The sequence below is a fragment of the Aeromonas sp. DNP9 genome (assembly GCF_001728955.1).
GTDB classification, from domain to species: domain Bacteria; phylum Pseudomonadota; class Gammaproteobacteria; order Enterobacterales; family Aeromonadaceae; genus Aeromonas; species Aeromonas veronii.
The window spans coordinates 27,252-52,984 of record NZ_LYSQ01000027.1; the positions used below are offsets into that span (position 1 = coordinate 27,252).

The window sequence follows — 25,733 nt, forward strand, 5'->3', positions numbered from 1 at the left end:
GCGCCCCTCTGCATGTGACGGCGCTCGCGGGCCGCAGGGCGCAATCGGGGGCGGGGGCGTGATCCAAAGCAAGAAAGTTGGATGTTTTGGTGGCGCACGGGGCCGCCGCTGGGGTAGTTTCGATAAAACCGACACAGATCCTGAGGTCTTATCCATGATCATCTATCTGCATGGCTTTGATGCCACCAGCCCAGGCAATCACGAGAAAGTGCTGCAGTTGCAGTTTATTGATGATGATGTGCGTTTCGTGCACTACAGCACGGTTCACCCCCGTCATGATATGAGCCATCTGCTCAAGGAAGTGAAAAAACAGCTCGATATGAGTACCGATCCCAAACCGCTGATCTGCGGCGTGGGTCTTGGTGGCTACTGGAGCGAGCGGATCGGCTTTCTGTGCGGCATTCGCCAGGTGATCTTCAACCCCAACCTCCATCCGGAAGAGAACATGCAGGGCAAGATCGACCGGCCGGAAGAATATGACGATATCGGTACCAAGTGTGTAACTGAATTTCGTAAGAAAAATTCAGGAAACTGCCTGTGTATCCTTTCCGTTCAGGATGAAGTGCGCGATAATCGGGACACTGAACGTGAATTGAAGAACTATTACGACATCGTGTGGGATGAGCGCGAGACTCATAAGTTCAAAAATATCTCGCATCATCTGCAGCGGATGAAGGCCTTCAAAGAAGCCTGATCCATCACGTCGACCGATTTCGTTTTAGGGAGCCAATGGCTCCCTTTCGTTTTGAGGAACCGAGGAAAATCATCATGATGAATATTGTCGTTGTAGGCGGCGGCGCCGGTGGCCTGGAGCTGGCCACCAGTCTGGGTCGCAAGCTTGGCAAGAAGAACAAGGCCAAGATCACTCTGGTCGATCGCAACCGCACCCACCTGTGGAAACCCCTGCTGCACGAAGTGGCCACCGGCTCCATGGACGCGGGCATCGATGCTCTGAGCTACCAGTCTCACGCCAAGAACCACGGTTTCGACTTCCAGCTCGGCACCCTGACCGATATCAAGCGTGACGATAAGCGCATCGTGCTGGCCCCGATCCACGACGACAATGGCGACATCGTGGTCAACGAGCGCGAGCTGCCCTACGACTATCTGGTGATGGCCATCGGTTCTGTCTCCAACGACTTCAACACCAAGGGCATCAAGGATAACTGTATTTTCCTCGATAGCCCCTCCCAGGCGCACCGTTTCCACAACAGCATGATGAACCGCTTCCTGCAGTTTGCCACCGAATATAAGCCGGGCGACAAGGTGAAGATTGCTATTGTCGGCGGCGGCGCCACCGGCGTTGAGCTCTCTGCCGAGCTCTACAACGCGGTCGAGCAGCTCTACGCCTACGGCTTCAAGAACCTCACCACCGACAGCCTGAAGGTGACCCTGGTGGAAGCGGGCCCGCGCATTCTGCCGGCTCTGCCGGAGCGTATCAGCGGCGCCGCCCATCAGGAGCTGGTCAAGCTGGGTGTGGACGTGCGTACCGCCACCATGATCACCGAAGCGACTGCCGAAGGTCTGCACACCAAGGATGGCGAGCTGATTGAAGCTGACCTGATGGTGTGGGCGGCCGGCATCAAGGCGCCTGACTTTATGAAGGATATCGCCGGCCTTGAGACCAACCGCATCAACCAGCTGGTGGTGAAAGAGACTCTGCAGACTACCCGTGATGAGAACATCTTCGTTATCGGTGACTGCGCGGCCTGCCCGCAGCCGGATGGCAAGTTTGTGCCGCCGCGCGCCCAGTCTGCCCACCAGATGGCCAGCCAGGCATTCAAGAACATTCTGGCCAAGATGAATGGCGGCGAGATGAAGCCCTACCTCTACCACGACCACGGTTCGCTGGTCTCCCTCAGCCGCTTCTCCACCGTGGGCAGCCTGATGGGTAACCTGATGCGCGGCTCCATGATGGTGGAGGGCTACATCGCCCGTCTGGTCTACATATCCCTCTACCGGATGCACCAGATCGCCCTGCATGGCTATGTCAAGACCGGCCTCATCATGCTGGTGGGTCGCATCAACCGGGTACTGCGCCCGACCCTGAAGCTGCACTAAGCCAAGGTTTGACAGAATTCGGAATACCAAAAGGAGAGGCGATCGCCTCTCCTTTTTTATGGGCACAGATCAGGAAAGAGAGAGCTACTTGCCCAGATAGGTGCGGTCGAAGAAGGTATTGACCCAGTGAGGGCGGTAGATGGCCAGCACCGTCATCGCCATGCCGTTGAGCAGGGCTTCGGGGAACAGCAGCAGTGGCCAGATGGAGAGGTAATCTGCCGTGATGGTGTGCCAGGGGTAGCTGTCACTTAGCCCCATTAGCAACGCGCTGGCGGCCACCTTGACCGAGATGGTGATGGCGCCGCCGAGAAAGGCGGCAACGAAGATATAGACAAAGAGATGGCGCGGCAGCCAGGCCCAGCTGGCCAGAAACAGCAGCCAGCTGGTGGCTACCGGCAGGGCGATGCCAACCAGTGCCTGCCAGCCAAAATCGGCCAGATTGGTGACACCGAAGTAACCGAGCACCAGCAGGGTCAGGCAGGGGGCGAGCAGTGCCAGCCGCCAGCCAAGCAGCAGGGTGAGGGCGGTGAGCCCGAGAAAATGGACCTCCAGCCCCTCATGCAGACCGGCTCTTAGATACCAGAGCGGCACCAGCGCGATGGCACTCCCCAGCAGCAGGTGCTGATAGAGGGGGTTGTCATGGAGGGTCTGCCACAGGGAGCGGCGCAGGCTGAAGGCCAGCAGTACCAGCCAGATCAGGAGGGCGGCGAGTTGTCCTTCACTCATCTTGTCGTCCATTCATGCAGTAGAGTCCGGGCGGCCTTCCCGACCACCCATAGCAGAGCAGGCTGACGAGTCAGCCTGCTTTTACCATCAATATTTGACGTTGTTGTGGTACTTGCCGAGGATGCCCTTGACCCGTTCCATGGTCTCCTTGCTGGGGGGCTTGATCCCGCTCAGCTCGTACGGGTCTCCCAGCACGTCCCACTTGTGTTTGCCCAGCTCATGGTAGGGGAGCAGCTCCACCTTCTCCACGCTCTCGCCCAGCTCGGCGATAAATTGGCCCAGCCCTTCGGCGCTCTCGTCGTCGTCGCTCCAGGTCGGCACCACCACGTAGCGGATCCACATGGTCTTGCCTTTGGCTGCCAGATAGCGGGCAAACTCCAGGGTGTATCTGTTGCTGACATGGGTCAGCGGAATGTGTTTCTCGTCATTGATCTGTTTGATGTCGAGCAGCACCAGATCGGTCTGGTCGAGCAGCTTGTCTACCTGTTCGTCGAGATGGCGGACGAAGCCGTTGGTGTCGAGACAGGTGTGGATCCCTTTCTCTTTGCAGGCGGTAAAGAGTTCGGTAATGAAAGCGGGTTGCAGCATGGCTTCACCGCCGGACGCTGTCACGCCACCGCCGGAGGCATTCATGAAGTGGCGATAGCTGGTGATGTCACTCATCAACTCCGGTACGGTCACTTCGCGGCCACCTTCGGTATCCCAGGTATCGCGGTTGTGGCAGTACTTGCAGCGCATCAGGCAGCCTTGCATGAATACGATAAAGCGTATTCCCGGGCCATCGACAGTGCCGCAGGTTTCGACGGAATGGATCCGGCCAACGGTGCCGTGAGCTCCGGCTGGCTGGCTGATTTCAACGGCTGGGATCCGATTAATGACAGACATAAACAACTCCAACGATTCGAGCAGGCCGTTATTTTATTACATAAACCCCTATTGATCCTACACCTTTAGTCCGGCGCCCGGCTGCCAAGCAGCTGCTCCAGCCCCTTGACGGTGAGCGGCCGACTGGTGAGAAACCCTTGATAATGCTGGCATCCCAGCGCTTTGAGGATGGCCAGCTGCGCCTCCTCTTCCACCCCTTCGGCGGTGACGGTAAAACGGAAGACCTGGGCCAGATCGAGTATCGCCTTGACGATGGCCCTGTCCTGTTCGCTGTGTACCAGGGTCTGAATGAAGCTTCTGTCGAGCTTCACCTCGTCGGCGGGCAGATCCCGCAGATAGGCTAGCGACGAGTAGCCGGTACCGAAGTCATCGATGGAGATGAGGATGCCGAGCTCCTTGAGCTGGCGCATTCTGGCAATACTCTCCTGCCGATTCTCCAAGACTACCGATTCGGTCACCTCCAGCAGCAGGCGGGAAGGGGGCACACCGGTGTCGCGCAAGATGTACTCCACCTGTTGTACGAAGCCCTGAGTGTGGAACTGGCGAGCGCTGACGTTGACCGACAGATGGGGGATCTGCAGGCCACGGTTGAGCCAGAAGCTGTATTGGGCGCAGGCGGTCTTCATCACCCAGTAGCCGATTTCGAGGATCAGGCTGGTCTCTTCGGCGATGGGGATAAACTCCCCGGGGGGCACCATGGTGCCGTCGCTGCGCTGCCAGCGCAGCAGCGCCTCGATACCCGACAGCGAGCCATTGTCGACCCGGTATTGCGGTTGATAGTGGAGTTGCAGCTCGTGGTGACGCAGGGCATCGCGCAGCTCATTGGTGAGGGTCAGCCGGTTCTTCTCATGCTGGGCCATCGCCTCGGTAAAGAAGACGTAGTGGCCCTGACCGGCGCGCTTGGCCATGTGGGTCGCGGTGTCGGCCTGTTGCATCAGGACCAGATGATCCGTCTCGTTGCCGGAGAAGAGGCTGATCCCCACCGAGGCGCTGCAGTGCAGTTTGTGATCGCCGATGTCGAACGGGGTGCGAAACAGCCCCATCAGCTCGCGGGCGAAGTGCTCTGCCAGAATTTTGGCGGTGACTTCCCCTTGTCCCAGCTGGGTAAAGAGCAGGGCAAACTCATCCCCCGAGATGCGCGCCTGCACCAGATTGTCTTGGGGCAGCTCCCTGAAACGCTGCACCACGGCCTGCAGCAGCAGATCGCCGCAGGCGTGACCGAGGGAGTCGTTAATCGACTTGAAGTTGTCGAGATCCACCAGCAGCAGGGCGCCCCACTGGCCGTTGGGGGTGCTCAGGGTCTGCTGCAAAATATGGTTGAGGCTGCGGCGGTTGTGCAGACCGCAGAGATCGTCGTAGTAGGCCAGCAGCTCGATATGTCTGGCCGCCTCTTTCTCCTGGGTGATGTCGTAGAAGCTGCAGATAAAGTGGCTGAGCTCCCCCTGCTCATCCTTGACGCCGTTCACCATCAAGCGCACCGGAAAGAGGTGACCATCCTTGTGCAGGCAGCGCTCTTCCCCGAGCCAGAACTCCTGCTCGTTGACGGTGCGGCTGACATCTTCCTTGAGATGATCCCCGTAGTAGGTGGGGCGCAGCTTGCGAATGGAGTGACCGATCACCTCTACCTCGCCAAATCCGGTGATCCGGCTGAAGGAGTGGTTGACCTTGAGGATGATGCCGTTGTGATCCATCACGATCAGTCCATCGTGGGTATTGAAGGCCACCTCGGCTAGCCGCAGGGCATCGTCGGTGGCGAGGCGCTTGAGCTCGATGGCGGCCCGCTCGTGCTGGCTGCTCAACAGATCCAGAAGCTGTTCGGGCTCCTCAAGGGGGGTATCGAGCAGCAGGGTGATCTGGCCAATGGGGACGCCGCTCTGGCCATGGAGCGGAATGCCGATGTAGGCGCTGGCATTGAGGGCAAGCAGCCGGGTCGCCTTGGGATAGCGCACGGGCAGATCTTCCACATAGATGGCCTGACCGTGCTGGAACAGCTCCTGAGCGGGGCCGGGGTCGAGCTGGATGGGCTTGAGGGTGGAGCAGATCTCCTCGTTGATGACGCAGCGGGGGATGATCCAGAGATCCTGACCGCGGGGCTGGAACTCGCCGATCCAGCCCACCCGGGCACCGCTGGCGCTCATGGCCCAGCTTACCAGCGTCTTGCAGTAGTCGATGCCGGTCTGCTGGTGCAGTTCGGGCGGGAGGGCCAGCTCGGCGCGGTGCTCTTCCGGTTGCGGTTGCCAGTGGCCGAGCAGCTGGGCGCTGCTGCGCACCAGCTGCAACATCTCCTCGCTAAGCGGGGTGGGATCGAGATACTCCAGACTCAGCACCCCGAACAGCTTGTCCTGCTCCAGCAGGGCACCATCAAGGCGTGAGCGCACACCTGCACTGGTCAGATAGAGGTGATTGCTCAGCATCGGCTGGTGGGCCGCTTCCGAGAAGCTCAACGCTTTGCGGGTACGCAGGGCGCGGATATAGCGGCTGTCGCCACGAATGGGGTAGAGCGCCTCGACCCCCAGGGTGAACACAGGGGTGAGCTGCTCGCTGCCGAGATCGCCGTTGGCCTGATAGTGCCAGAGGATGAGCCGATCGGCCCCCAAGCTCTCTTTAAGGGCCTCGAGCAGGGGCGCATACTGTTGCTGGCTCGCCATCTGGCTGAGGCGCGGCAGTTGCAATGCCAGATCGGCGATGGGCTCCTGACGAAGGTTCTGCAGACAGATGAGCCAGAAGCCATCCTGCTCGTGGGCGAGGGCGATATGCCACAACTGGCTGGCAAAGCGCACTGTGATCTTGCCGCCATGGCCGTTGGCCAGCAGTTGTTCGATGGGCAGGCGCAGGGCATCGGGCAGTTGGGCAGGCCAGGGGGCGCGCGGTTCGTCGAGCCAGTAGAGCGGGGTTTGCATCACGTCGGTCAGGGCGACCAGCCGTTGACTGCGCAGATCCAGACGGAAAAAGAGAGGCGTCTGGAGGGCAGGAGGAAGATGACTGAGTGCGGTAGACGACATGAACAAACAACATCCTGTTAAGCAACCGTCGGGGTTGCAAGAATACTGCAAAATGGTGTGAAACAAAATTTCATTGAATTCTAAATTAGAAAAGCCTAATTTATTGCCCATTATCATGTATGAGGAGTCTTGCAGATGAAACGGATCCTGATTATCGGTGGTGTCGCGGGGGGCGCATCGGCGGCGGCTCGTGCTCGTCGTTTGAGTGAAGAGGCAGAGATCGTGATGTTCGAGCGGGGCGAGTTTGTCAGCTTCGCCAACTGCGGTCTGCCCTATCACATCGGGGGCGATATCCCCGACCGGGATGCCTTGTTGCTGCAGACTCCCCAGAGTTTCAAGCGCCGTTTCAACGTCGATGTGCGGGTCTTCCACGATGTGATTGAGATCGACAAGGCGGGCAAGACCTTGCTGGTGCGCAACCTGCAAACCGGTGAAGAGCAGCGCGAGCATTACGATGTGCTGCTGCTGAGCCCGGGGGCGGCGCCGATCCGTCCTCCCTTCCCCGGTATCGACAGCCCCCATGTTTATACCCTGCGCAACATCCCGGACATGGATCGCATTCTGGCGGCCCTGCATCACGATCAGCCGCGCCACGTCACTGTGGTGGGCGGCGGCTTTATCGGGCTGGAAATGATGGAGGCGCTGCATCAGCGCAAGCTGGATGTCACCCTGCTGGAGCTGGCCGATCAGGTGATGGCGCCGGTGGACAAGGAGATGGCCAACATGCTCCATGCCCGCATCCGGGAAGAGGGGATTGACCTGCGCCTGCGCACCGGCCTCACCGCCATCGAGAGTCTGGATCTGCCAGCCGAGAAGACCTCCGCCGTGCCGACCGCCAAAAGCGGTGGCCTGCGCCTGACCCTCAATGACGGTTCTCACCTCGACACCGGCCTGCTGATCCTCGCCATCGGCGTCAAGCCGGAAACTCTGCTCGCCGCCAAGGCGGGGCTGGAGCTGGGCCCACGGGGCGGCATCAAGGTGGATGCCGGGATGCGTACCTCGGATCCCTTCATCTACGCGGTGGGGGATGCGGTGGAAGAGATTGACTTCGTCACCGGCGAATCTGTGCTGATCCCGCTGGCGGGCCCGGCCAACCGGCAGGGGCGCATCGCCGCCGACAACATGCTGGGCCGAAGCGAAACCTACAAGAAGACCCAAGGCACCGCCATCTGCAAGCTGTTCGATCTGGCGGTGGCCAGCACTGGCCTCAACGAGAAGCGACTGGTGCAACTGGGATTGCCGTTCGAGAAGGTTTATGTCCATCCGGGCAGCCACGCCGGTTACTACCCGGGTGCCCATCCGGTCAGCCTCAAGCTGCTGTTTGCCCCGGATGGCAAGATTTATGGCGCCCAGGCCATCGGCAAGGATGGCATCGACAAGCGCATCGATGTGTTGGCGGTGGCCCAGCGTGCCGGTCTCACCGTGTTTGACCTGCAGGATCTGGAGCTCACCTATGCGCCGCCGTTCGGCTCAGCCAAGGATGTGATCAACATGGCGGGCTTTGTGGCAAGCAACCACCTGAAGGGGGACACCCTGCTCTGCCACGTGGCCGAGGTGCAGGCTCGTAACCCCCATCAGCTGGTGGTGGATGTGCGCAATGGCCCGGAGCTCGACAAGCTGGGCCGCATTCCGGGGGCGCTGCATATCCCCCTCGACGAGTTGCGTGGCCGCCTCCATGAGCTGCCCAAAGAGAAAGAGCTGCTGATCAGCTGTCAGGTCGGGCTGCGTGGCCATGTCGCCTGCCGTTTGCTGAGCCAGCACGGCTTTAAAGTGAAGAATCTCTCCGGCGGCTTCAAAACCTGGCAGATGGCCACCGCCGAGTAACTATTTTATTTCTGTGCCTGTTTGCCCCTCTCCCTTGTGCGTGCAAGATGAGGGGCTTTTTGTTTCTGCTTTTCGCCCTTCTTGCATTCCCCTCGTTGCTGCAATATTTCGACACACTTTATTTCCTGTGCCGGACAAAATTAACGTTTTGTTCAGGGGATAGGTGCTATAACCCCTGCCTCGTTCATGATGAACCGTGTAGTAGGGAGAGTGACATGCTGGATATGCTGATGGCCATTTGGCATCAGGATTTTGACGCCCTGGTTCAGATGCAGGCGGTACCCTTGCTGATCAGTTGCCTGATGCTGGTATTGCTGCTGGAGTCCGCATTCGTCTTCCTGCCCCTGCCGGGGGACAGCCTGGTACTGCTGGCCGGCGGGTTGGTGGGCATGGGGGTGTTTGGCCCCGAAGTGACTCTTGTCTATCTGCCGTTGGCTGCTGGCATAGGTTCTGTGCTCGCCTATTGGCAGGGACGGGCACTGCAGCGCACCCGCTTTATGGATCATATCGAACGGATGTTGCCTCCCGACAGCCTGCCCAAGGCGACCCGGTTGCTGAAAAAGTACGGTTTTCTGGCGATGTTCTCCTCCCGTTTTATCCCGTTCGTGCGAGTGCTGACCCCCATGCTGATGGGGATTGGCCGCCTGAGCGTGCTGCGCATGTGCGTGGCCAGCTTTGCCAGTGCCTTTATGTGGGCGCTCTGCCTCAGTTTGGTGGGCAAGCTGGCGATGAATACCCCCTTCTTCCTCCACCACAGCGAACTGTTGACCCGGGCCCTGCTGATTACCTCGCTGGTGCTGTTTCTGGCGGCCGTCATGGCCATCCTGTTTCGCTGGTTCAAAGGCGGAGCAAAAAACGAGACCAGCCACGACTAGATGACAACCCTTGCCGCACTGGATCAGTGGGCAAGGGGGTTCTCGTGCTGCAGGGGCGCGAAATTGTGCCCATTCGGGTAATGAGCTTTGTGTCGGGTGAACTGGATGCCTTATCCTGTTTCCAGCCACGCTGCGTTTGCAGCGCTCCAACTCGGGATGGAACCTATGCGCCTCTTCGACTCTCCCTCTGCTTCTCACCGCTCTACCGCTGAAACCTGCGCTCTGCGCCGCCGCTGGTCGGCCCTGCTGCTATCCGGGCTGACAGGTTTGCTGCTGGTCGGTTGCGGCCCTGACAAGCCCGCCAGCCAAGTACCGACCACAGAATCCACTGCGCAGCAGGAGGCCGGGGCGCCAACTTCTGTAGTGCAGGCCAATGCCCGCCAATATCGGGATGCCCCGGCGCTGGCGCTGGTCTTCTCCGGCCCCTTGGTGCCCAAGGCAAACTGGCAGAGCTGGCTTTCGGTGAGCGAGGGGGGCAAGCAGGTGCAGGGGGAGTGGATCCTCGCCGACGATGGTCGCACCCTCTATTTCCCGAATGTCCAGCCCGACAAGAGCTATGAAGTGAGCCTCAAGGCTGGGTTGGGGCCATCCCCCCAGAGCTGGACCCTCAAGACCCGTCCGCTGGAGGCGGGGGCCTCCTTTACCTCCAGTGGCATGGTATTGCCGCTGCGCGACGAGCTGCGCCTGCCCATCAGCGCGGTCAATGTGGATGAGGTCAATATCGACTTCTTTCGGGTCGATGCCGAATACCTGCCCCGTTTTCTGGCCGAGTATCGCCCCGGTGCCGGCATGGGCAACTGGGAGCTCGAGCAGATCACCAAGCGGGCCAAGCGGGTGTTCAGCGGCCGCTATGCGCTGGAGCTTGATGCCAACCGGCGCGAGACCCGCCTCATCAATGTGAAGGAGCCGCAGCTGGCGGAGGCTGGCGTCTACTTTGCAGTGATGTCGCCCCTTGGCAACTACGACTGGCGCAAAGAGACCACCTATTTTGCGGTGAGCGACATGGGGCTCAGTGCCCGTCGTTACCGCGATCAGCTGGAGGTGTTCGTGAGCTCCCTGGCCAGCGCCGATCCGCTCAAGGATGTGCAGCTCTCCCTGCTCGACGAGAAGGGCAACCGGCTGCAGGTGCAAACCACGGATCCGCAAGGTCATCGCCGCTTCGATCAGGTGCAGGGGGCTCGCCTGCTGCTGGCCGAGCAGGGCAACCATCTGGCGGTGCTGCGCCTCGATGGGGCTGCGCTCGATCTCTCCACCTTCGATCTCGGCACCCAGCCCTGGCAGGCCCAGCAGCTTTATCTCTTTAGCGGGCGCGATCTCTATCGCCCCGGTGAGCGGCTCGACAGCGAGATCCTGCTCAAGGGGCAGGATGGTCAGCTGTTGCCCGGCATGGCGGTGGAGCTGGAGGTGAAGCAGCCGGACGGTCAATTGCTCGAACAGAAACGGCTGCTGCCGGACAACCTTGGCGCCGCTCACTACGGCCTGCGTCTGCCGGACGATGCGCCGCTCGGGCGCTGGACCATTAACCTCAAGACCGCCGCCGGTAGCCGCTTCGAGTGGCCTTTTCTGGTGGAGGAGTTTCTGCCGGAACGTTTGAAACTGCAGCTTGGCAAGGGGCCGGATGGCGAAGTGACGAGTCTGGACGCTGCCCTCACCCTGCTGCTGCAAGGGGACTATCTCTACGGTGCGCCAGCCAGTGCCACCAAGGCCAAGGCGGAGGTGAAAATAAGCCGCGCCACGATGCCCTTTACCCAGTGGCAGGAGTTCACGCTGGGTGACGTGCTGCTCGCCGAGCAGGCCAAGGATCTTGAGCCGCGGAGTCTCACCCTCAATGCGCAGGGGCAGGGGACTTTTTCGTTAGCTGATGAGCTCGATGGGGTGCGCGCCCTCGGGCCGCTGGAGGTGGCCTATCGGGTGTCGCTCGCCGAGCCCGGTGGCCGCGCTGTCAATCGCAGCCGCACCCAGTATGGCTGGCCCGCGGGCAGCCAGTGGCCGGCGCTCAAGGCCGACTTCGTGGCGGATCGGGTAGAGGGGGGCAAGCCGCTCCCCTTCCAGATCCTCAACCTCGATGAGCAAGGCCAGCCGGTGGCGGGGGCGGTGAAGGTGCGCCTTATCAACGAGTACCGCGACTACTACTGGCACTACGCCGATGGCGAGGGGTGGAAGTACGAGTTCAACAGCCAGCCTTATCTGGAGCAGGAGCAGACCCTGCAGCTGGATGGCAAGGGGCCGACCCCGCTCACGCTGCAACTGGCGGCGGGCTGGTATCGGTTGGAGGTGGAGAACAGTCAGGGCCATCAATCGAGCCTGCGGGTAGAGATCGGCAGCTACGCCTGGGGCGGCGGTGGCGAGCAGGCGCGCCCTGACAAGATTGCCATCACTCTCGACAAACGCGCCTATCAGGCGGGCGACAAGGCCAAAGTGACGCTGGTAGCCCCGCTCCCCGGTAAGGGCTTGCTGCTGGTGGAAGATGGCGACGGCCTGCGCTGGTGGCAGCGTATCGAGCTCAAGGGGGCCGGTGGCGATGCCAAGGATGCCCGCGGTGAGTTCGAGATCACGGTCAGTCCCGAGTGGCAGCGCCATGACTTGCATATCTCGGCCCAGATCGCCGCGCCAGACAGCGCCTCCAAACCGGTCGGCAGCCAGCAGGGACAGAGCCTGCGCTCGGTCGGTCTGGTGCCGCTCACCCTGGATCGGGAAGCGCGCCGTCTGCCGCTCACCCTGAGCGCACCTGATAAAGCGGTGCCCCTTACCCGGCTGGAAGTGACCGCCACCTCCACCCCCAACAGTCAGGGCCGCGTGGTGCTGGCGGCGGTGGATCGGGGCGTGCTCAACATCAGCGATTATCAGCCGCTCGACCCGTTCGAGATCTTCTTTGGTCGCAAGCGCTTCGCCCAGGATTTGTTCGACAATTACGGCCAGGTGATCCCGCCGCAAGATGGCAAGCTGGCCCGCCTCAACTACGGGGGTGACCGGGCGCCGCTGAAAAAGGGGGGCGCGCTGGAGAGCCGGGTCGAGATCGCCGCGCTCTGGAGCGGCGAGTTGAGTTTTGACGAGCAGGGCAAGGCGGTGATCCCGCTCGATCTGCCCAACTTCAACGGCGAGCTGGCGCTGATGGCGCTGGCCTGGAACGAACAGCAAGTCGGGGAGGCCGAGCGCGCCGTCAAGGTGGTGGCACCGCTGGTGGCCGAGATCGGTTGGCCGCGCTTTGGCGCCAGAGGGGATGAGACCCGGGCGCTGGTGCAGCTGCGCAACATGAGCGGCGAGGATCAGACCCTCTCCCTTGCCTGGACCCTCAATGGTGGGCTGAAAGCAAACGGCGAGCTGCCCGGCACCCTTTCTCTTAAAAATGGCGAAGAGCAGTGGCTGACCCTGCCGCTCACCGTGACCGGGGCGAGCGGCGTGGCGAGCCTGCAGTTGGCTGCCAGCGGCAAGAATTTTGCTATCAGCCGCGACTGGTATCTGCCGCTGCGCTCCCCCTGGCCGGCCGAGACTCGCCAGCGCTATCAGATGCTGTCCCCCGGCCAGCAGATGAGCTTTGCGCCAGCTGAGCTGACCGGGCTGGATCGCGCCAACCTGCAGGGGCTGCTCAGCCTCTCCGGCACCCCCCCTTGGGATCCGGCAGCCCAGTGGCAGGCGCTGGCCGACTACCCCTACGCCTGTCTGGAGCAGACCCTGTCCCGTGCCTGGCCTTACTTGCTGACCACGGCGGATGAGCGGGCCGCCTGGAGCAAACCCGCAGAGGGCAAGAAAGCGGCGAGTGAGGCGGATGTGCAACGCGCCCTGCTGCAACGGCTGCAGCGGTTGCAACTGCCAAGCGGCGGTTTTGGCCTCTGGGATGGTCGCTCCGATGAGGAACAATGGCTCACCGCCTATGCTGCCGACTACCTGCTGGCGCGCAAGGAGGCGGGCGACGCAGTGCCGGAGGCAATGCTCAATCAGGCGCTGAACCGGCTGCAAAGCTATCTCACCGACAGTCAGTATGGTGAGCGCTGGAGCAGTGCCCCCGAGCACAGCCGGTTGGCCTATCAGGCCTACAGCGCCTATGTGCTGGCCCGGGTGGGCAAGGCACCGCTCGCTACCCTGCGACTTATCTGGGAGCAGCAGGCCGATCACGCTCGCTCCGGTTTGCCGCTGCTCCACCTCTCGCTGGCGCTCTCGGCCATGGGGGATGAGCAGAACGCCGCCAAGGCCCTCAGCCGGGCATTGGCGACCGAACGCGGGGATGACTATCTGGGCGATTACGGCTCGCCGCTGCGCGATGAAGCCCTTGAGCTCTCCTTGCTGCGTCAGCACAAGCTGGCTGCGGAGCGCTGGCCTGATCTCAGCGCCAAGGTAGCCGACACCCTGGCTCACCGTCAGTGGCTCAGCACCCAGGAGCGGCTCGCCTTGCTGCGACTCGCCCGCTTCGATCTGGCTGTTGACTGGCAGGCCAGGGTAACTTCCTCTCTTGGCAATGAATCCCTGAACGGTTCGGCCCCGTTGCAACTGGGTGCCCCTGAGGCACTGGCGGCGAGCACCGTCACCAACGAGGGCAAGGGATCCCTCTATGTACAGCGCACTCTGGCCGGTTACCCCGAACAGGCACCGGCACGGATTAGCAAAGGGATGAGTGTGACCCGCAGCTGGTTCAACAGCGACGGTCAGCGGTTTGATCCCGCCACAGTGAAGGTGGGCGATCTGGTGGTGGTACGGCTCAATGTCAGCAGCGAATCGGCGGTGCCCGATGCCCTGCTGGTGGAGATGGTGCCCGCTGGCTTCGAGCTGGAGAACCCGGCCCTTGGCAACAGCATCAAGCTCGAAGAGCTCTCCATCGAGGGGAAACCGGCGTGGCAGAGTGAGTGGAACGACTATCTCAAGCATCAGGAGTTTCGCGATGACCGCTACACGGCAGCGCTGGATCTGAGCGAGGGGAGCAACCAGCAGCTGGTCTACCTGATGCGGGCGGTGACGCCGGGTCGCTATCAGGTGCCGCCGACCCAGGTGGAGGATATGTACCGGCCCGAGCTGCGTGCCGTGGGTGAGGATATCCATGAGGTGATCATCTCTGAGTAACATTCCCTCCCTTGAGCGGGTTCGCCCGCTCACTTTCTGGCAGCATGGCGGGCTGAAATTAGTTCGCAGCGGCCGCGCTGGCTGGCGCAGGCTTGGTCGCCTGCCACGCTGGCTGCTCTTCTCGGTGCTGGGCGTTGTCGCACTGCTCCTGTCATTGCTGGCGCTGGATAGACTCTTCCCGCCTCCACCGCTCGATCCTGCCTACGCACGGGTGGTGCTCGACATGAAGGGGCGACCGCTGCGCGCCTTTGCCGATACCAGCGGCGTGTGGCGTTACCCCGTGACCCTGGAGCAGGTTTCCCCCCGCTATATCGAGGCGCTGCTCGGCTACGAGGATCGCTACTTCTGGCGCCATCCCGGGGTCAATCCGGTGGCCATGGTGCGCGGGGTCTGGCAGTGGCTGCGCTATGGGCGGGCTGTATCGGGCGGCTCGACCCTCACCATGCAGGTGGCGCGTCTTATCGAACCCTATCACAGGAGCGTGCCCGGCAAGCTGCGCCAGATGGCGCGCGCACTGCAGCTTGAGTGGCACTACGACAAGCGCACCCTGCTCACCGTCTACCTCAACCGGGCGCCGTTTGGCGGCAACCTAGAGGGGGTGCAGGCGGCAAGTTTTGCCTACCTTGGCAAGAGCGTCGCCAAGCTGACCTATGCCGAGGCGGCGCTGTTGGCGGTGCTGCCGCAGGCTCCCAGCCGCAACCGGCCGGACCGGCATCCCGAGCGGGCCCGAGCCGCCCGTGACAAGGTAATGCAGCGGCTGGTGGCTCAGGGTGTCTGGTCCGAACAAGTGTGGCTGGAGGGGCGTATCGAGCCGGTGCTGGCCCGAGGTCACTTCACGCCGATGGAGGCGCCGCTGTTTGCCCGCCTCGCCGCTAACAATCAGACCGGGGCGCTGGTGCACACCACCATCGACGGCGATCTGCAGCGTTGGTTGGAGGGGCGGGTGGCGAGCTATATCCGTCGCTTCCCTGAGCAGACCTCAGCGGCGTTGCTCTTGGTAGACAACAAAACCATGGCGGTGCGCGCCTATGTAGGCAGCTCCGAGTATGGCAATTTGCGCCGCCACGGTTACCTCGACATGGTGCAGGCGATCCGCTCTCCCGGCTCCACCCTCAAGCCCTTCATCTACGGTCTGGCCATGGATGAAGGGTTGGTGCACTCGGCCTCCTTGCTCTCCGATGCGCCAAGGCTGGGCTCGGAGTATCGTCCCGCCAACTTTTCCGGTGCCTTTCAGGGGCCGGTGACCCTTGCGCAGGCGCTACAGCAATCCCTCAACGTGCCGGCGGTGCAGGTGCTGGAGGCGCTTGGGCCGGACAAGCTGGTCAGCCGCCTCGACAACGCCGGGGTGCGGCTGGCCCTTTCCGACAAGCCCAATCCGGCCATCGCGCTGGGGGCGGCGGGCATTCGGCTCGAGCAGCTGGTGGCGCTCTACAGTGCGCTGACCCGCGAGGGACAGGTGGCAATGCCGGTCTGGCTGGCGGGGCAGCAGGCGGTGTCGCGCCCCTTGCTGAGCCCGGGGGCCGCCTGGATTATCTGGCAAATCTTGAGCGCGCAGGGGCGGGCGGATCAGCCTTTTGCCAGTGAGGCGACCGGCCGGGTCAATCGACTGGCCTGGAAGACCGGCACCAGCTATGGCTATCGCGACAGCTGGGCGATGGGAGTCTCCGGTCGCTGGACTATCGGCGTCTGGCTGGGACGCCCCGACGGTACCCCCATGCCCGGTTTTTACGGCCAGAGCGCGGCGGTGCCGTTGCTGCTCTCTGTCTACTCGCGGCTGGCTGACAACAGCCCCTTGCCGGCACAACCCAACACGGTGAGCGAAGCAGAGATCTGCTGGCCGCTGGGACGCAAGGCCAGCGCGACCCTGCCTGAAGCCTGTTTGCAGCGTCAGAGCGCCTGGCTGCTGGAAGTGCGCGATCCTCCCACCTTGCCGGATCCCATGGACTGGCCCTCGCCGCTGCGTCAAGTTGCACTCACTGCCGGGGGCAAGCCGACTCTGACCCGTTGCTCCGATGCGGCGCAATCCGGCTTCCGGGCACTCTGGCCATTGTCGCTGGAGCCGTGGCGGTCCCCCAGCGAGCGGCGTCAGGCGCTGCTGGCAAGTGGTTGTGCTGGGGAAGGACAGAGCGCCGAGCTGCAGGCCCCCATTCGTATCGTGGCGCTGGGGGAGGGCAACCTTATCCGCAGCCAGCGTTACCGGCTGCAGCCCAAGGTGTTGGGCGGTGTCGGCAAGCCGGCCTGGTTTCTCAATGGCCAGCGGCTGCGTTGGGACGGGGATCAGGTACTGAGTATGGCGGGTCGTTATCAGCTGGTGGTGGTGGATGAAGCAGGCAACAGCGATCGTATCGAGTTTCGCGTGGTGCATCCTGACAGTGATGCCGGTACCATCACCCGTTGAGCGTTTTGTCGACAGCCATTGAGGGGGATGTAATTAACTATTTGAAATGCATCAATATTTGATTGGATGAATTAATTTGTGAATAATTATGAATTCATTCAAATCCAATCGGGAGTTCTCTTTTGCTGCGTGTTCTGTGTCCCTTGCTGGTGCTGATGATTTCGGGCTGTGCCACTACCAATCATGGTGATCACCATGTTTCTCCTGAACGTACCGGGTTCTATTCACCTTTCGAACCCGCTTCCGAGAGTTTTGTACGTTGTTATCAGAAACAGTTTGCCTGTACCCCTGCCAATATCCGCCGTGACAGAGCGATGGAAGCGCGCCGTGACGCACAAGAGCGGGCCAATCACCGGGGTGATGATTGGTAGGCTGCAGATAACGAAAGGGGTTGGCAAATGCCAACCCCTTTTTCATTCCGCCAATTCAGCCTGGTTGGCGCAGATGACCGAGCCGGGTGAAGAAGTGCTGGCTCTTGCGCTGGTGAAAGTGGCTCTTCTTGATGGGATGGAAGATGAGGTCGCTTTCGGGATGGCTCGCCTTTAACTGGTGGAGCATTGCCACGGCGGGCAGGCTGGTGCTGACCAGGGTGGTAAGTGGCATGCTGATGGTCTCGGGGCCGAGCAGTTGATTCAGCCCTTGCCGGGCCTGCTCGAATCGGGTCAGGGCCGCCGGATCGGCATAGCCGCTCCCCAGCATGGTGAGCAGGTTGTCGAGGGCCAGATGAAATTCGGCCAACTGCTGGCGAAAGCCGCTGCGCCCGCGCAGGGCGATAAGCTCGGCGAAAGAGATCTCGCCGAGGTGAGTGGGTACTTGCAACGGGATCTCGAGGTGGAAGCAATCCTGACCGCCGCGATTGTGGTAGCGGGATTCGAGCAGATGGAGCAGGCGGTCGAGATAGTCGTGATCGGTAATAAGCGCCCCGTCATTGGCGAGTGCCCACTCACGGGCAAGGCGCATGGAGATCAGGTTGGCAAAGCGCCGCGCCATTCTGATCCCACCCTCATCCCGGGTCGCAAAGCCGTGAGTCAGGCAAAAGCCGTGCAGTCGCTCCAGTCCCGCCTGATCTGGGCAGAAGCAGTCGTGGTTGGCCTCCTGACGCCAGCGACCAATCAGCTCCTTGTTGCCAAACACCTTGTGGCGGACGAAATCGGGGGCCACCAGGCCGCTTATCTGGCTCTCCAGTTGCGGGGTAATGGCGGCAAAGAAGGCGGCATCGGGCCGCACGGCCAGCAGATCGGTCTGCTGTTGAAGGGTATCGAGCAGGGCGGTGAGACCGCTCTTTTCGCTGACGGTGAAGACAAAGGCAAGCCGCTCCAGATAGAGCAGGGCAAATTTGAGCCAGAGCTCGTCGCGTACCTCCATACCGGGGTAGTAGATATAGGTCTTCATCGGATCAATCTGTTGTCAAAAATCTGGCGAGGCGCAGGGTCGGGAATATACGCAAGATTGCTGCCGTGCGGCAAACATTGCGTAGGGGAATGTGAGCAAACGCTCATCCAGTAGGCGCTGACCACAAAGTTCTGATATAATTCGCGCCCTTAAATCAAGGTCACCCGAGTCATTACCATGAAGTTCATTATCAAGCTGTTCCCGGAAATCACCATCAAGAGCAAGTCGGTTCGCCAGCGCTTTATCAAGATCCTGCAGGGCAATATCCGCAATGTCCTGCGCCGCTTCGACGACGATGCCCGCGTACGGATGGATTGGGACAAGCTGATTGTGAGCTCCCGCAATGACCAGTTCCGCGAGCAGGCTATCGAAGCCCTGGCCTGTATTCCGGGCATTCAGGCTTTCCTCGAGGTTCAGGCCAGCAAGTTTACCGATCTGCACGACATCTTCGAGCAGGTGAAAGCCGTATGGGGCGACCAGCTCAAGGGCAAAACCTTCTGCGTGCGCGCCAAGCGCCACGGCAAGCATGAGTTCTCCTCCCTCGAGGTTGAGCGTTACGTGGGCGGTGGATTGAATCAGCACTGCGAAAGCAATGGTGTGCGCCTCAAGAACCCGGATGTGAAGATCAACCTCGAGATCGACGGTGAGGAGCTCTTTATCGTCAGCGCCATCCATCAGGGCCTGAGCGGCATGCCCATCGCGACCCAGGAAGATGTGCTGAGCCTGCTCTCCGGCGGTTTTGACTCCGGCGTGGCGTCGTTCCAGTTCATCAAGCGCGGCTGCCGCGTGCACTACTGCTTCTTCAATCTGGGCGGTGCGGCCCACGAAATCGGCGTCAAGCAGGTGGCCTACCACCTGTGGAACCGTTTCGGCTCCTCCCACCGGGTACGTTTCACCGCTGTGGACTTCGAGCCGGTGGTTGCCGAGATCCTCGAGAAGATCGACAACGGTCAGATGGGCGTGGTGCTCAAGCGGATGATGATGCGTGCTGCCGCCAAGGTGGCCGATGAGTTCCAGATCCCGGCGCTGGTGACCGGCGAGTGTGTGGGTCAGGTATCCAGCCAGACTCTCACCAACCTGAACGTGATCGACCGGGTCACCGACAAGGTGATCCTGCGCCCGCTTATCACTTGGGACAAGCCGGACATCATCAATGAAGCCCGCCGCATCGGCACCCTGGAGTTCGCCGAGACCATGCCGGAGTATTGTGGGGTCATCTCCAAAAAGCCGACCGTGAAGGCCGAGCTCTCCCGCATTGAAGAGGAAGAGGCCAATTTTGACTTCTCCATTCTGGACAAGGTGGTCTCCGAGGCCCGTTACCTCGATATCCGTCGTATCGGTGAAGAGACTGCCGCTGAAGTGCAAGAGGTGGAAACCACCCAGGTGCTGGGCGCTGACGAGGTGATCCTGGATATCCGCTCTGCCGACGAACACGACGAGAAGCCGCTGGTGGTGGAAGGTCGTGAAGTACTGCATATCCCCTTCTTCAAGCTGGCCACCGCCTTTGGCGATCTGCCCAAAGAGAAGACCTACCTGCTCTACTGCGATCGCGGTGTGATGAGCAAGCTGCAGGCGCTCTATCTGAAAGAGAAGGGCTTTGACAACGTCAAGGTGTACCGCCCGTAAGCGTGGTTTGCTTTGCCCACAAAAAATCCGGCCAATGTGCCGGATTTTTTTATTTCACAGAGTGAGCAATGACTATCAGGGACAGGGAACCGGAGTGAAGGAGTCTTGCCCCTGACAACGCCAGCCCATTTCCGCCTCCCGCATCTGCCACAGGTTGTTGCTGCGATAGAGGGTCAGGATGTAGATCATGTCACTCTTGCTGCCGTCGAGGGCGACCGAGAGCACCAGATCATTGTCCAGCTGCTGGGCATGGATGCGGCTGGGTATGTCACCATGACCGACGAATCGCAGAGCGACCTCACGGTAGTCATTAACCCAGTTTTGCTGTTGATGGCTTGCCTGGCGTATCTGTTGGTTGAACTGCTGCACCGGCGCCGAGGCCAGTCGTCCAAATACCACTTGTGCTTCGGCGTGGGCTGTCATCACGTTCGCCAGGAGGAGGGTGGTAAGCATACCGATTTTACGCATGAGAAGTTCCGGCTAACAACGACTGCTTCTATGACAACAGAAAAGCCTATTTGGTTCAACGCAAGGCCCACAGCGACATGATGACGCTGTGGGCCTGCTCTCAATTGCGTTGCAGCGAGAAGGTGGGCAGCGACAGATGCCAGTAGATAGCTGCTACCCGCAGGCCAAACACGGCCGTCATGCAGATGAGCATGGCCGTTACCCTGTCCATGTTTGCCTCAAGCGCCAGGGTATAGAGAATGCCGCCGAGGATACAGGCGGTGGCATAGATCTCTTTTTGCAGCACCATGGGCACCTCCCGCGCCAGTACATCGCGGATCATGCCACCGGCTACCCCGGTCATGGTGCCCATGATCACGGCAATCAGCCCTGGGGTGCCGAAGTTGAGGGCCTTCTGGGTACCGATCACGGTAAAGAGGGCCAGTCCGAAGGCATCGGCCACCGGCAGCACATACCAGGGCATTCTGCGGGGCAGTTTGACCATCCACATACCGATCAGCGCCGTCGCAATGACGACCCAGATATAGAGCGGGTCGCGCACCCAGAACACGGGGGTGGCTCCCAGGATCATGTCACGGATGGTGCCGCCGCCGATGGCAGTGACCGCCGCCAAAACCATGACGCCAAACCCGTCCATTCTGAGTCGGCCAGCCACCAATACCCCTGAAAACGCGAATACCGCAGTACCAAACATGTCGCTGATGTAAACAATCTGCTCAACCAGTGTCTGCATGGAGAACAACTTACGCCAAATTGTTGATGGGGCCGCGATTTTAGGGGCTGGTGAGCCCAATCGCCAACAGTGCTCGACAAAATTGAGAGTCGGGACGGATTTTTCTCGCAGCACGAACCGGTAGTGTCTCGTTTGTTCCCTGCCGTTGACGGGCTTCAGAAGGTTGAGCCCATCACAGGTTTAGGTCCGATTTTTTCCTTAAGTTTTCCCTTGACCCGCCGATATATAAGGTAAGCGGCGTTAATGCGATGAAGCGTTGAAAAAAATGCTAAAGACATCCAAAAACGAGCCGTTAAATAAGACGCATCGGGCACAGAAAATAATAAAGCTTGAGCAAATAGAAGAGTAAATTTAATAGCTTAGGAGAATAGTCATGGGCCTTTATATCAACACTAACGTTTCATCACTCAACGCTCAGCGTAACCTGATGAATACGACCAAATCACTGGATACTTCCTACACTCGACTGGCATCTGGCTTGCGTATCAACAGTGCCAAAGATGATGCCGCGGGTCTGCAAATTTCCAACCGTTTGACCTCACAAATTAACGGGTTGGATCAGGGGAACCGTAACGCCAACGATGGGATTTCGGTAGCGCAAACAGCTGAAGGTGCGATGGATGAAGTCACCTCTATGCTGCAGCGTATGCGTACTCTGGCTCAGCAATCAGCCAACGGCTCCAACAACACAGATGACCGTACCGCGTTGCAGCAAGAGTACACTCAACTGATGACTGAAATTGACCGTGTTGCTAAAGATACCACGTTCGGTGGGCAAACATTGCTCAATGGTGGTTACGTAGGTTCTTTCCAGGTGGGGGCAGATGCAGGACAAACAATTACGTTTAAAATGACATCGGCTTTTACTATCAAAGGGATGGCTTCGGCTACGAAGGGGAATGCTACTGTCGCGACAACTACAACAGGTGAGCCTTACACTGTGACTAAAAGCAACACAGGTAATGTCGCAACTACAAGCATCAGCACTATTACCACGGCCAAAGATGCTCAAACAGCTATGGCAAACTTGGATTACATGATTAAAGTTGTGGATAGTAAACGTGCTGAGCTGGGTGCTGTTCAGAACCGTTTTGATTCTACCATTCGTAACCAGGCGAACGTATCTGAAAATGTCAGTGCTGCCCGCTCACGTATCCGTGATGCTGACTTTGCAACTGAAACTGCCAACCTGACCAAGCAGAACATTCTGCAGCAAGCAGCATCGACCATTCTGTCTCAGGCAAATCAGCGTCCGCAGTCTGCACTGTCACTGCTGCAAGGCTAACAAAAGAAAACAGGGCGGTTGTTCAGGCCGCCCTGATCAAGAGATGGAACAAAGGGGTGTTCGGGTCGCACTCTGTTCTATCGGGAGAGATATAAATCTCTACTAGTAATGCCAAGTGTTGTCCAGTTGTTCAGTTCTGTCACGCTTGGTCATATTCTCCTGAGCATATGCTCATCTTTAGGCCGGTTTACCGGCCTCTTTTTATTGTGCCGCCAAATTGACGTCACTCTATCAGTGTTTAGCATGAACCGTGCCAACATCCTTCTTCCTGTAAACTGGGCCATCATCAGCAGTGAGTTGTATGGTGATGCTGCTCAATTCATATCCTGTTGCCGCTTCCCGGAGAAAACTTGCCGCTTTAGGCAACAATTTTCCTAAAGCTTGCCTCTGTGCTGCCGTTAAATAAAGTGAAGCAATCGAGGGGTGTTCGGAATCCAACGTTTGCACTACTGCGGGTGACCTGTTCGTTCAAACAGACACCCGCCTGAAGAGACAGGCCTGTTCAACCTGCTCTTCAAACGGTGGGCCGTCGTTTTGTTTGGACGACGCAACCTGCAGTTGCATGTTCTTCGGGAGAATATTTTATGGCTATGTACATTAACACCAACGTTTCATCACTGAACGCCCAGCGTAACTTGATGAATACCAACAAATCGCTGGATACCTCCTATACCAGGTTGGCATCCGGTCTTCGTATCAACACAGCCAAGGATGATGCTGCTGGTTTACAGATTTCCAACCGTTTGACTTCACAGGTTAACGGTTTGGATCAAGGTAATCGTAACGCTAACGATGGTATTTCTGTGGCACAAACTGCGGAAGGTGCGATGGATGAAGTGACCTCCATGTTGCAACGGATGCGCACTTTGGCTCAGCAATCAGCGAACGGTTCCAACAACACGGATGATCGTGTCGCTTTGCAGCAGGAATATGACCAACTGACGACAGAGATAAATCGTATCTCTGGCGATACCACTTTTGGTGGTCAAAAGCTGCTTGATGGTACTTATAAGGGATCCTTCCAGGTCGGTGCAGATGCAGGGCAAACAATTACCTTCAAGATGACATCTGCTTTCACAATCAAGGGCATTGCATCTGCGACAAAAGGGAGTGCAACAGTAACTACCAGTACCACAGGTGAGCCCTATACTGTTGCCAAAGCAACTACAGCGGTTACAACAACTAGTGTTAGCAGTATTAAAACCGCTAAAGATGCCCAGACTGCCATGGCCAACCTTGATTTCATGATAAAGGCGGTTGATAGCAAGCGAGCAGAGTTGGGGGCGGTACAAAACCGTTTTGACTCGACCATTCGCAACCAGTCCAACGTGTCCGAAAACCTGAGTGCAGCACGTTCGCGTATCCGTGATGCGGACTTCGCGACAGAAACCGCCAACCTGACCAAGCAGAACATCCTGCAGCAGGCGGCATCAAGTATCTTGGCGCAAGCCAACCAAAGACCGCAATCTGCTCTGTCCCTGTTGGGTTAATGAGTAGTGATGAGATAGAAAAGGAGCGACGATATGGCCAATGACATTGGAATCCCCTCATCGGTCACTCCTTCTTCTCTTCAGTCAAGTAGCAAGAGCGGCCAATCGGCCGCTCAAGTGCTATCTGGCATGGCGGAAGAGCAGCGGGTGATGACACAGGATGTGGAAAAACAGCAAGAGGAGCGAGCCAAAGAAAAGGTCCGCAAGTCTGATGTCTCTGATAAGGACATTGAAAAAGAGGTACAAAACTTGCAGGAGTTCAGCAAGTTACAGGGATGGACCGTCAACTTCAGCGTCGAAAAGGATCTCGAGCAAGTTGTTATCAAGGTGATGGACGCCAATACCAAGTCAATGATCCGGCAGATCCCAAGTGAAGAGTTGCTGGCTATCAGCAAGCGTCTCAAGGATCTGCGTGAAGGTGATGTGATAGGTGGTGGCTCAAGAGTCGGATTATTGCTTGATAAAGAGATTTAATACGCAAGTTTTACGAGGAGAGTGAGAATGGCCACTATTACGTCTGCTGGTGCGGGATCAGGACTGGATTTGGAGTCTGTCATTGCTGCAAGCGTCAATGCCAAGAAGGCACAGCTGATGCAGCCCATCACCACCAAGAAGACCAATGCTCAGATCACTCTCTCAGGGGTTGGGCAGTTGAAATCGGCTATCGCCTCTTTTGTGACGACACTCCAAGCCATGTCCAAGGATGATGCGTTCAACAAACGCTCGATTAATATTACCCAGGATAAAGATAATCCGGTGCTTAAGGTGGAGAGCAAGACGGGTTCCTCTAACGGGCAATACGATATAACTGTCGAAAAATTGGCGAAAACTAGCAAATTTGAAGGCAGTTTTGACTCTTCGACTACTCCAATGATCACTCAAGATGGAACCTTGACCTTTAAGGCTGGTGATAAGATCTTTGATGTGGATGTGAAGGCGGGGGACTCGATACAGTCCATTCGTAAACGCATCAATAATGATGGCGATAATTTTGGTCTTAATGTCAACATCATGAACACATCTGATGGTAAATCTAAACTTGTGATTGACTCTGGGGTTAGCGGGAGTGGCAAGGATCTGGAGATCACCGGAAGCACCACTGAGTTGGCAGATAACTTCACTTCTAAATTGTCAAAAACTCAATCCGCGCAAGATGCTCAAATCAAGGTAGATGGAAACACGCTTACCAGTGCTACCAACACATTTGATGGCACTATAGTTGGTCTTAAACTGACAGTTTTGAGGGAATCTGATAGTACGAGCACAACTGCAAGCGATGGTTCGGTGACCAAGACTTATAAGTCCAACAAAGTTGACGTAACCACCGACAAAGCTGGCATTAAGGACATGGTCAAAAGCTTTGTCGACGGTTACAACGCACTGGTTAAGAAAAGCAATGAGCTCGGCAAGCGCAACTCTATCGTGGCAGGGAAGAGCCAGAATGATGGTGGAGCTCTGGCGGGCGATGCAACGACGCGTGCCGTCGTCAATATGATGAATGGCATCATCACCGAGCCCTCGCAAAAGTCCTCCACTTACTCAACGATTTTCCAGATGGGTATAAAGATGGATAACAAGGGGGTATTGTCTATCGACGATACCAAGTTCAACGAGGCTATCGACAAGAATTTCGATCAGGTCGTGGCAGTTTTTGGCGGCAAGGATGGTGTCGCAGGTCAGTTGGCCAGCCAGCTGGAAACCTATTCCAAGACCGGTGGTTTGCTGGCTAAGCGAGAAGATTCTTTGAATTCAGATCTGCGTGAAGTGAGCCGCAAAGAGTCAGATGTTGCCACTCAGCTGACCAAATATCAGGAGACCTTGCGGGCCCGTTACGGAAGCCTGGATGCCATGCTGGCCAAGATGAACAAGTCTGCTTCATATTTGAATCTGCTGAATACCCAAAATAGTTAATTTGA

The 25,733-nt window shown here is 58.7% G+C and carries 17 protein-coding genes; 11 read left to right on the forward strand and 6 right to left on the reverse strand.

Features of this window, described 5'->3' with window-relative positions; genetic code table 11:
• Positions 1-154 precede the first annotated feature (154 nt).
• Together ycfP and A9G06_RS17710 are read left to right on the forward strand one after the other, a co-directional pair.
• Positions 155-694, forward strand: coding sequence for an alpha/beta hydrolase YcfP (ycfP, locus tag A9G06_RS17705; protein ID WP_005334000.1), 540 nt, complete (start codon positions 155-157; stop codon positions 692-694).
• A gap of 74 nt (positions 695-768) precedes the next feature.
• A complete protein-coding gene (locus tag A9G06_RS17710) occupies positions 769-2,061 on the forward strand; it encodes an NAD(P)/FAD-dependent oxidoreductase (protein WP_021230998.1) in 1,293 nt (430 codons plus the stop codon).
• Positions 2,062-2,145: 84 nt separating this feature from the next.
• On the opposite strand, the gene A9G06_RS17715 is transcribed toward A9G06_RS17710, so the two are convergent.
• The 3 genes from A9G06_RS17715 to A9G06_RS17725 form a co-directional block, all read right to left on the reverse strand.
• Positions 2,146-2,787, reverse strand: a complete 642-nt coding sequence (locus A9G06_RS17715; protein ID WP_069556080.1) for an energy-coupling factor ABC transporter permease — start codon at positions 2,785-2,787, stop codon at positions 2,146-2,148.
• An 87-nt stretch (positions 2,788-2,874) separates the two neighbouring features.
• A complete protein-coding gene (gene pflA, locus A9G06_RS17720) occupies positions 2,875-3,672 on the reverse strand; it encodes a pyruvate formate lyase 1-activating protein (RefSeq protein WP_005333994.1) in 798 nt (265 codons plus the stop codon).
• A 65-nt stretch (positions 3,673-3,737) separates the two neighbouring features.
• Positions 3,738-6,674, reverse strand: a complete 2,937-nt coding sequence (locus tag A9G06_RS17725) for an EAL domain-containing protein (RefSeq protein ID WP_069556062.1) — start codon at positions 6,672-6,674, stop codon at positions 3,738-3,740.
• A gap of 135 nt (positions 6,675-6,809) precedes the next feature.
• On the opposite strand from A9G06_RS17725, the gene A9G06_RS17730 reads away from it, so the two are divergent.
• The 4 genes from A9G06_RS17730 to pbpC all read left to right on the forward strand — a co-directional run bounded on the left by A9G06_RS17730 (position 6,810) and on the right by pbpC (position 16,823).
• Positions 6,810-8,498 carry an FAD-dependent oxidoreductase gene (locus A9G06_RS17730; protein WP_005344666.1) on the forward strand — a complete coding sequence of 563 codons (1,689 nt, stop codon included), beginning with the start codon at positions 6,810-6,812 and terminating at the stop codon, positions 8,496-8,498.
• Between the two features lie 215 nt (positions 8,499-8,713).
• Complete coding sequence (locus A9G06_RS17735; RefSeq protein ID WP_005353037.1) at positions 8,714-9,373, forward strand: VTT domain-containing protein; 660 nt, start codon at positions 8,714-8,716, stop codon at positions 9,371-9,373.
• A 165-nt stretch (positions 9,374-9,538) separates the two neighbouring features.
• On the forward strand, positions 9,539-14,425 hold the full coding sequence (locus A9G06_RS17740) for an alpha-2-macroglobulin (protein ID WP_069556063.1): 4,887 nt from the start codon (positions 9,539-9,541) through the stop codon (positions 14,423-14,425).
• Between the two features lie 52 nt (positions 14,426-14,477).
• A complete protein-coding gene (gene pbpC / locus A9G06_RS17745; protein WP_253182348.1) occupies positions 14,478-16,823 on the forward strand; it encodes a penicillin-binding protein 1C in 2,346 nt (781 codons plus the stop codon).
• A gap of 426 nt (positions 16,824-17,249) precedes the next feature.
• On the opposite strand, the gene A9G06_RS17750 is transcribed toward pbpC, so the two are convergent.
• Entirely contained in the window at positions 17,250-18,215 is a 966-nt protein-coding gene (locus tag A9G06_RS17750; RefSeq protein ID WP_069556065.1) for a hypothetical protein, read from the reverse strand.
• Between the two features lie 177 nt (positions 18,216-18,392).
• On the opposite strand from A9G06_RS17750, the gene thiI reads away from it, so the two are divergent.
• Positions 18,393-19,841 (forward strand): tRNA uracil 4-sulfurtransferase ThiI, encoded by a 1,449-nt coding sequence (thiI, locus tag A9G06_RS17755; RefSeq protein ID WP_069556066.1) that lies wholly within the window; start codon positions 18,393-18,395, stop codon positions 19,839-19,841.
• 75 nt (positions 19,842-19,916) lie between these two features.
• Here thiI and A9G06_RS17760 read toward each other — a convergent pair whose 3' ends face one another.
• On the reverse strand, positions 19,917-20,309 hold the full coding sequence (locus tag A9G06_RS17760) for a hypothetical protein (protein WP_069556067.1): 393 nt from the start codon (positions 20,307-20,309) through the stop codon (positions 19,917-19,919).
• 100 nt (positions 20,310-20,409) lie between these two features.
• On the reverse strand, positions 20,410-21,042 hold the full coding sequence (locus tag A9G06_RS17765; RefSeq protein WP_069556068.1) for a trimeric intracellular cation channel family protein: 633 nt from the start codon (positions 21,040-21,042) through the stop codon (positions 20,410-20,412).
• A 373-nt stretch (positions 21,043-21,415) separates the two neighbouring features.
• On the opposite strand from A9G06_RS17765, the gene flaA reads away from it, so the two are divergent.
• The 4 genes from flaA (at position 21,416) to fliD (ending at position 25,728) form a co-directional block, all read left to right on the forward strand.
• A complete protein-coding gene (flaA, locus tag A9G06_RS17770) occupies positions 21,416-22,327 on the forward strand; it encodes a flagellin A (protein ID WP_069556069.1) in 912 nt (303 codons plus the stop codon).
• Between the two features lie 584 nt (positions 22,328-22,911).
• A complete protein-coding gene (gene flaB / locus A9G06_RS17775; protein ID WP_069527712.1) occupies positions 22,912-23,817 on the forward strand; it encodes a flagellin B in 906 nt (301 codons plus the stop codon).
• A 33-nt stretch (positions 23,818-23,850) separates the two neighbouring features.
• Complete coding sequence (locus A9G06_RS17780) at positions 23,851-24,291, forward strand: flagellar protein FlaG (protein WP_069556070.1); 441 nt, start codon at positions 23,851-23,853, stop codon at positions 24,289-24,291.
• 27 nt (positions 24,292-24,318) lie between these two features.
• Complete coding sequence (gene fliD, locus A9G06_RS17785; protein ID WP_069556071.1) at positions 24,319-25,728, forward strand: flagellar filament capping protein FliD; 1,410 nt, start codon at positions 24,319-24,321, stop codon at positions 25,726-25,728.
• The last annotated feature ends 5 nt before the right edge of the window (positions 25,729-25,733 follow it).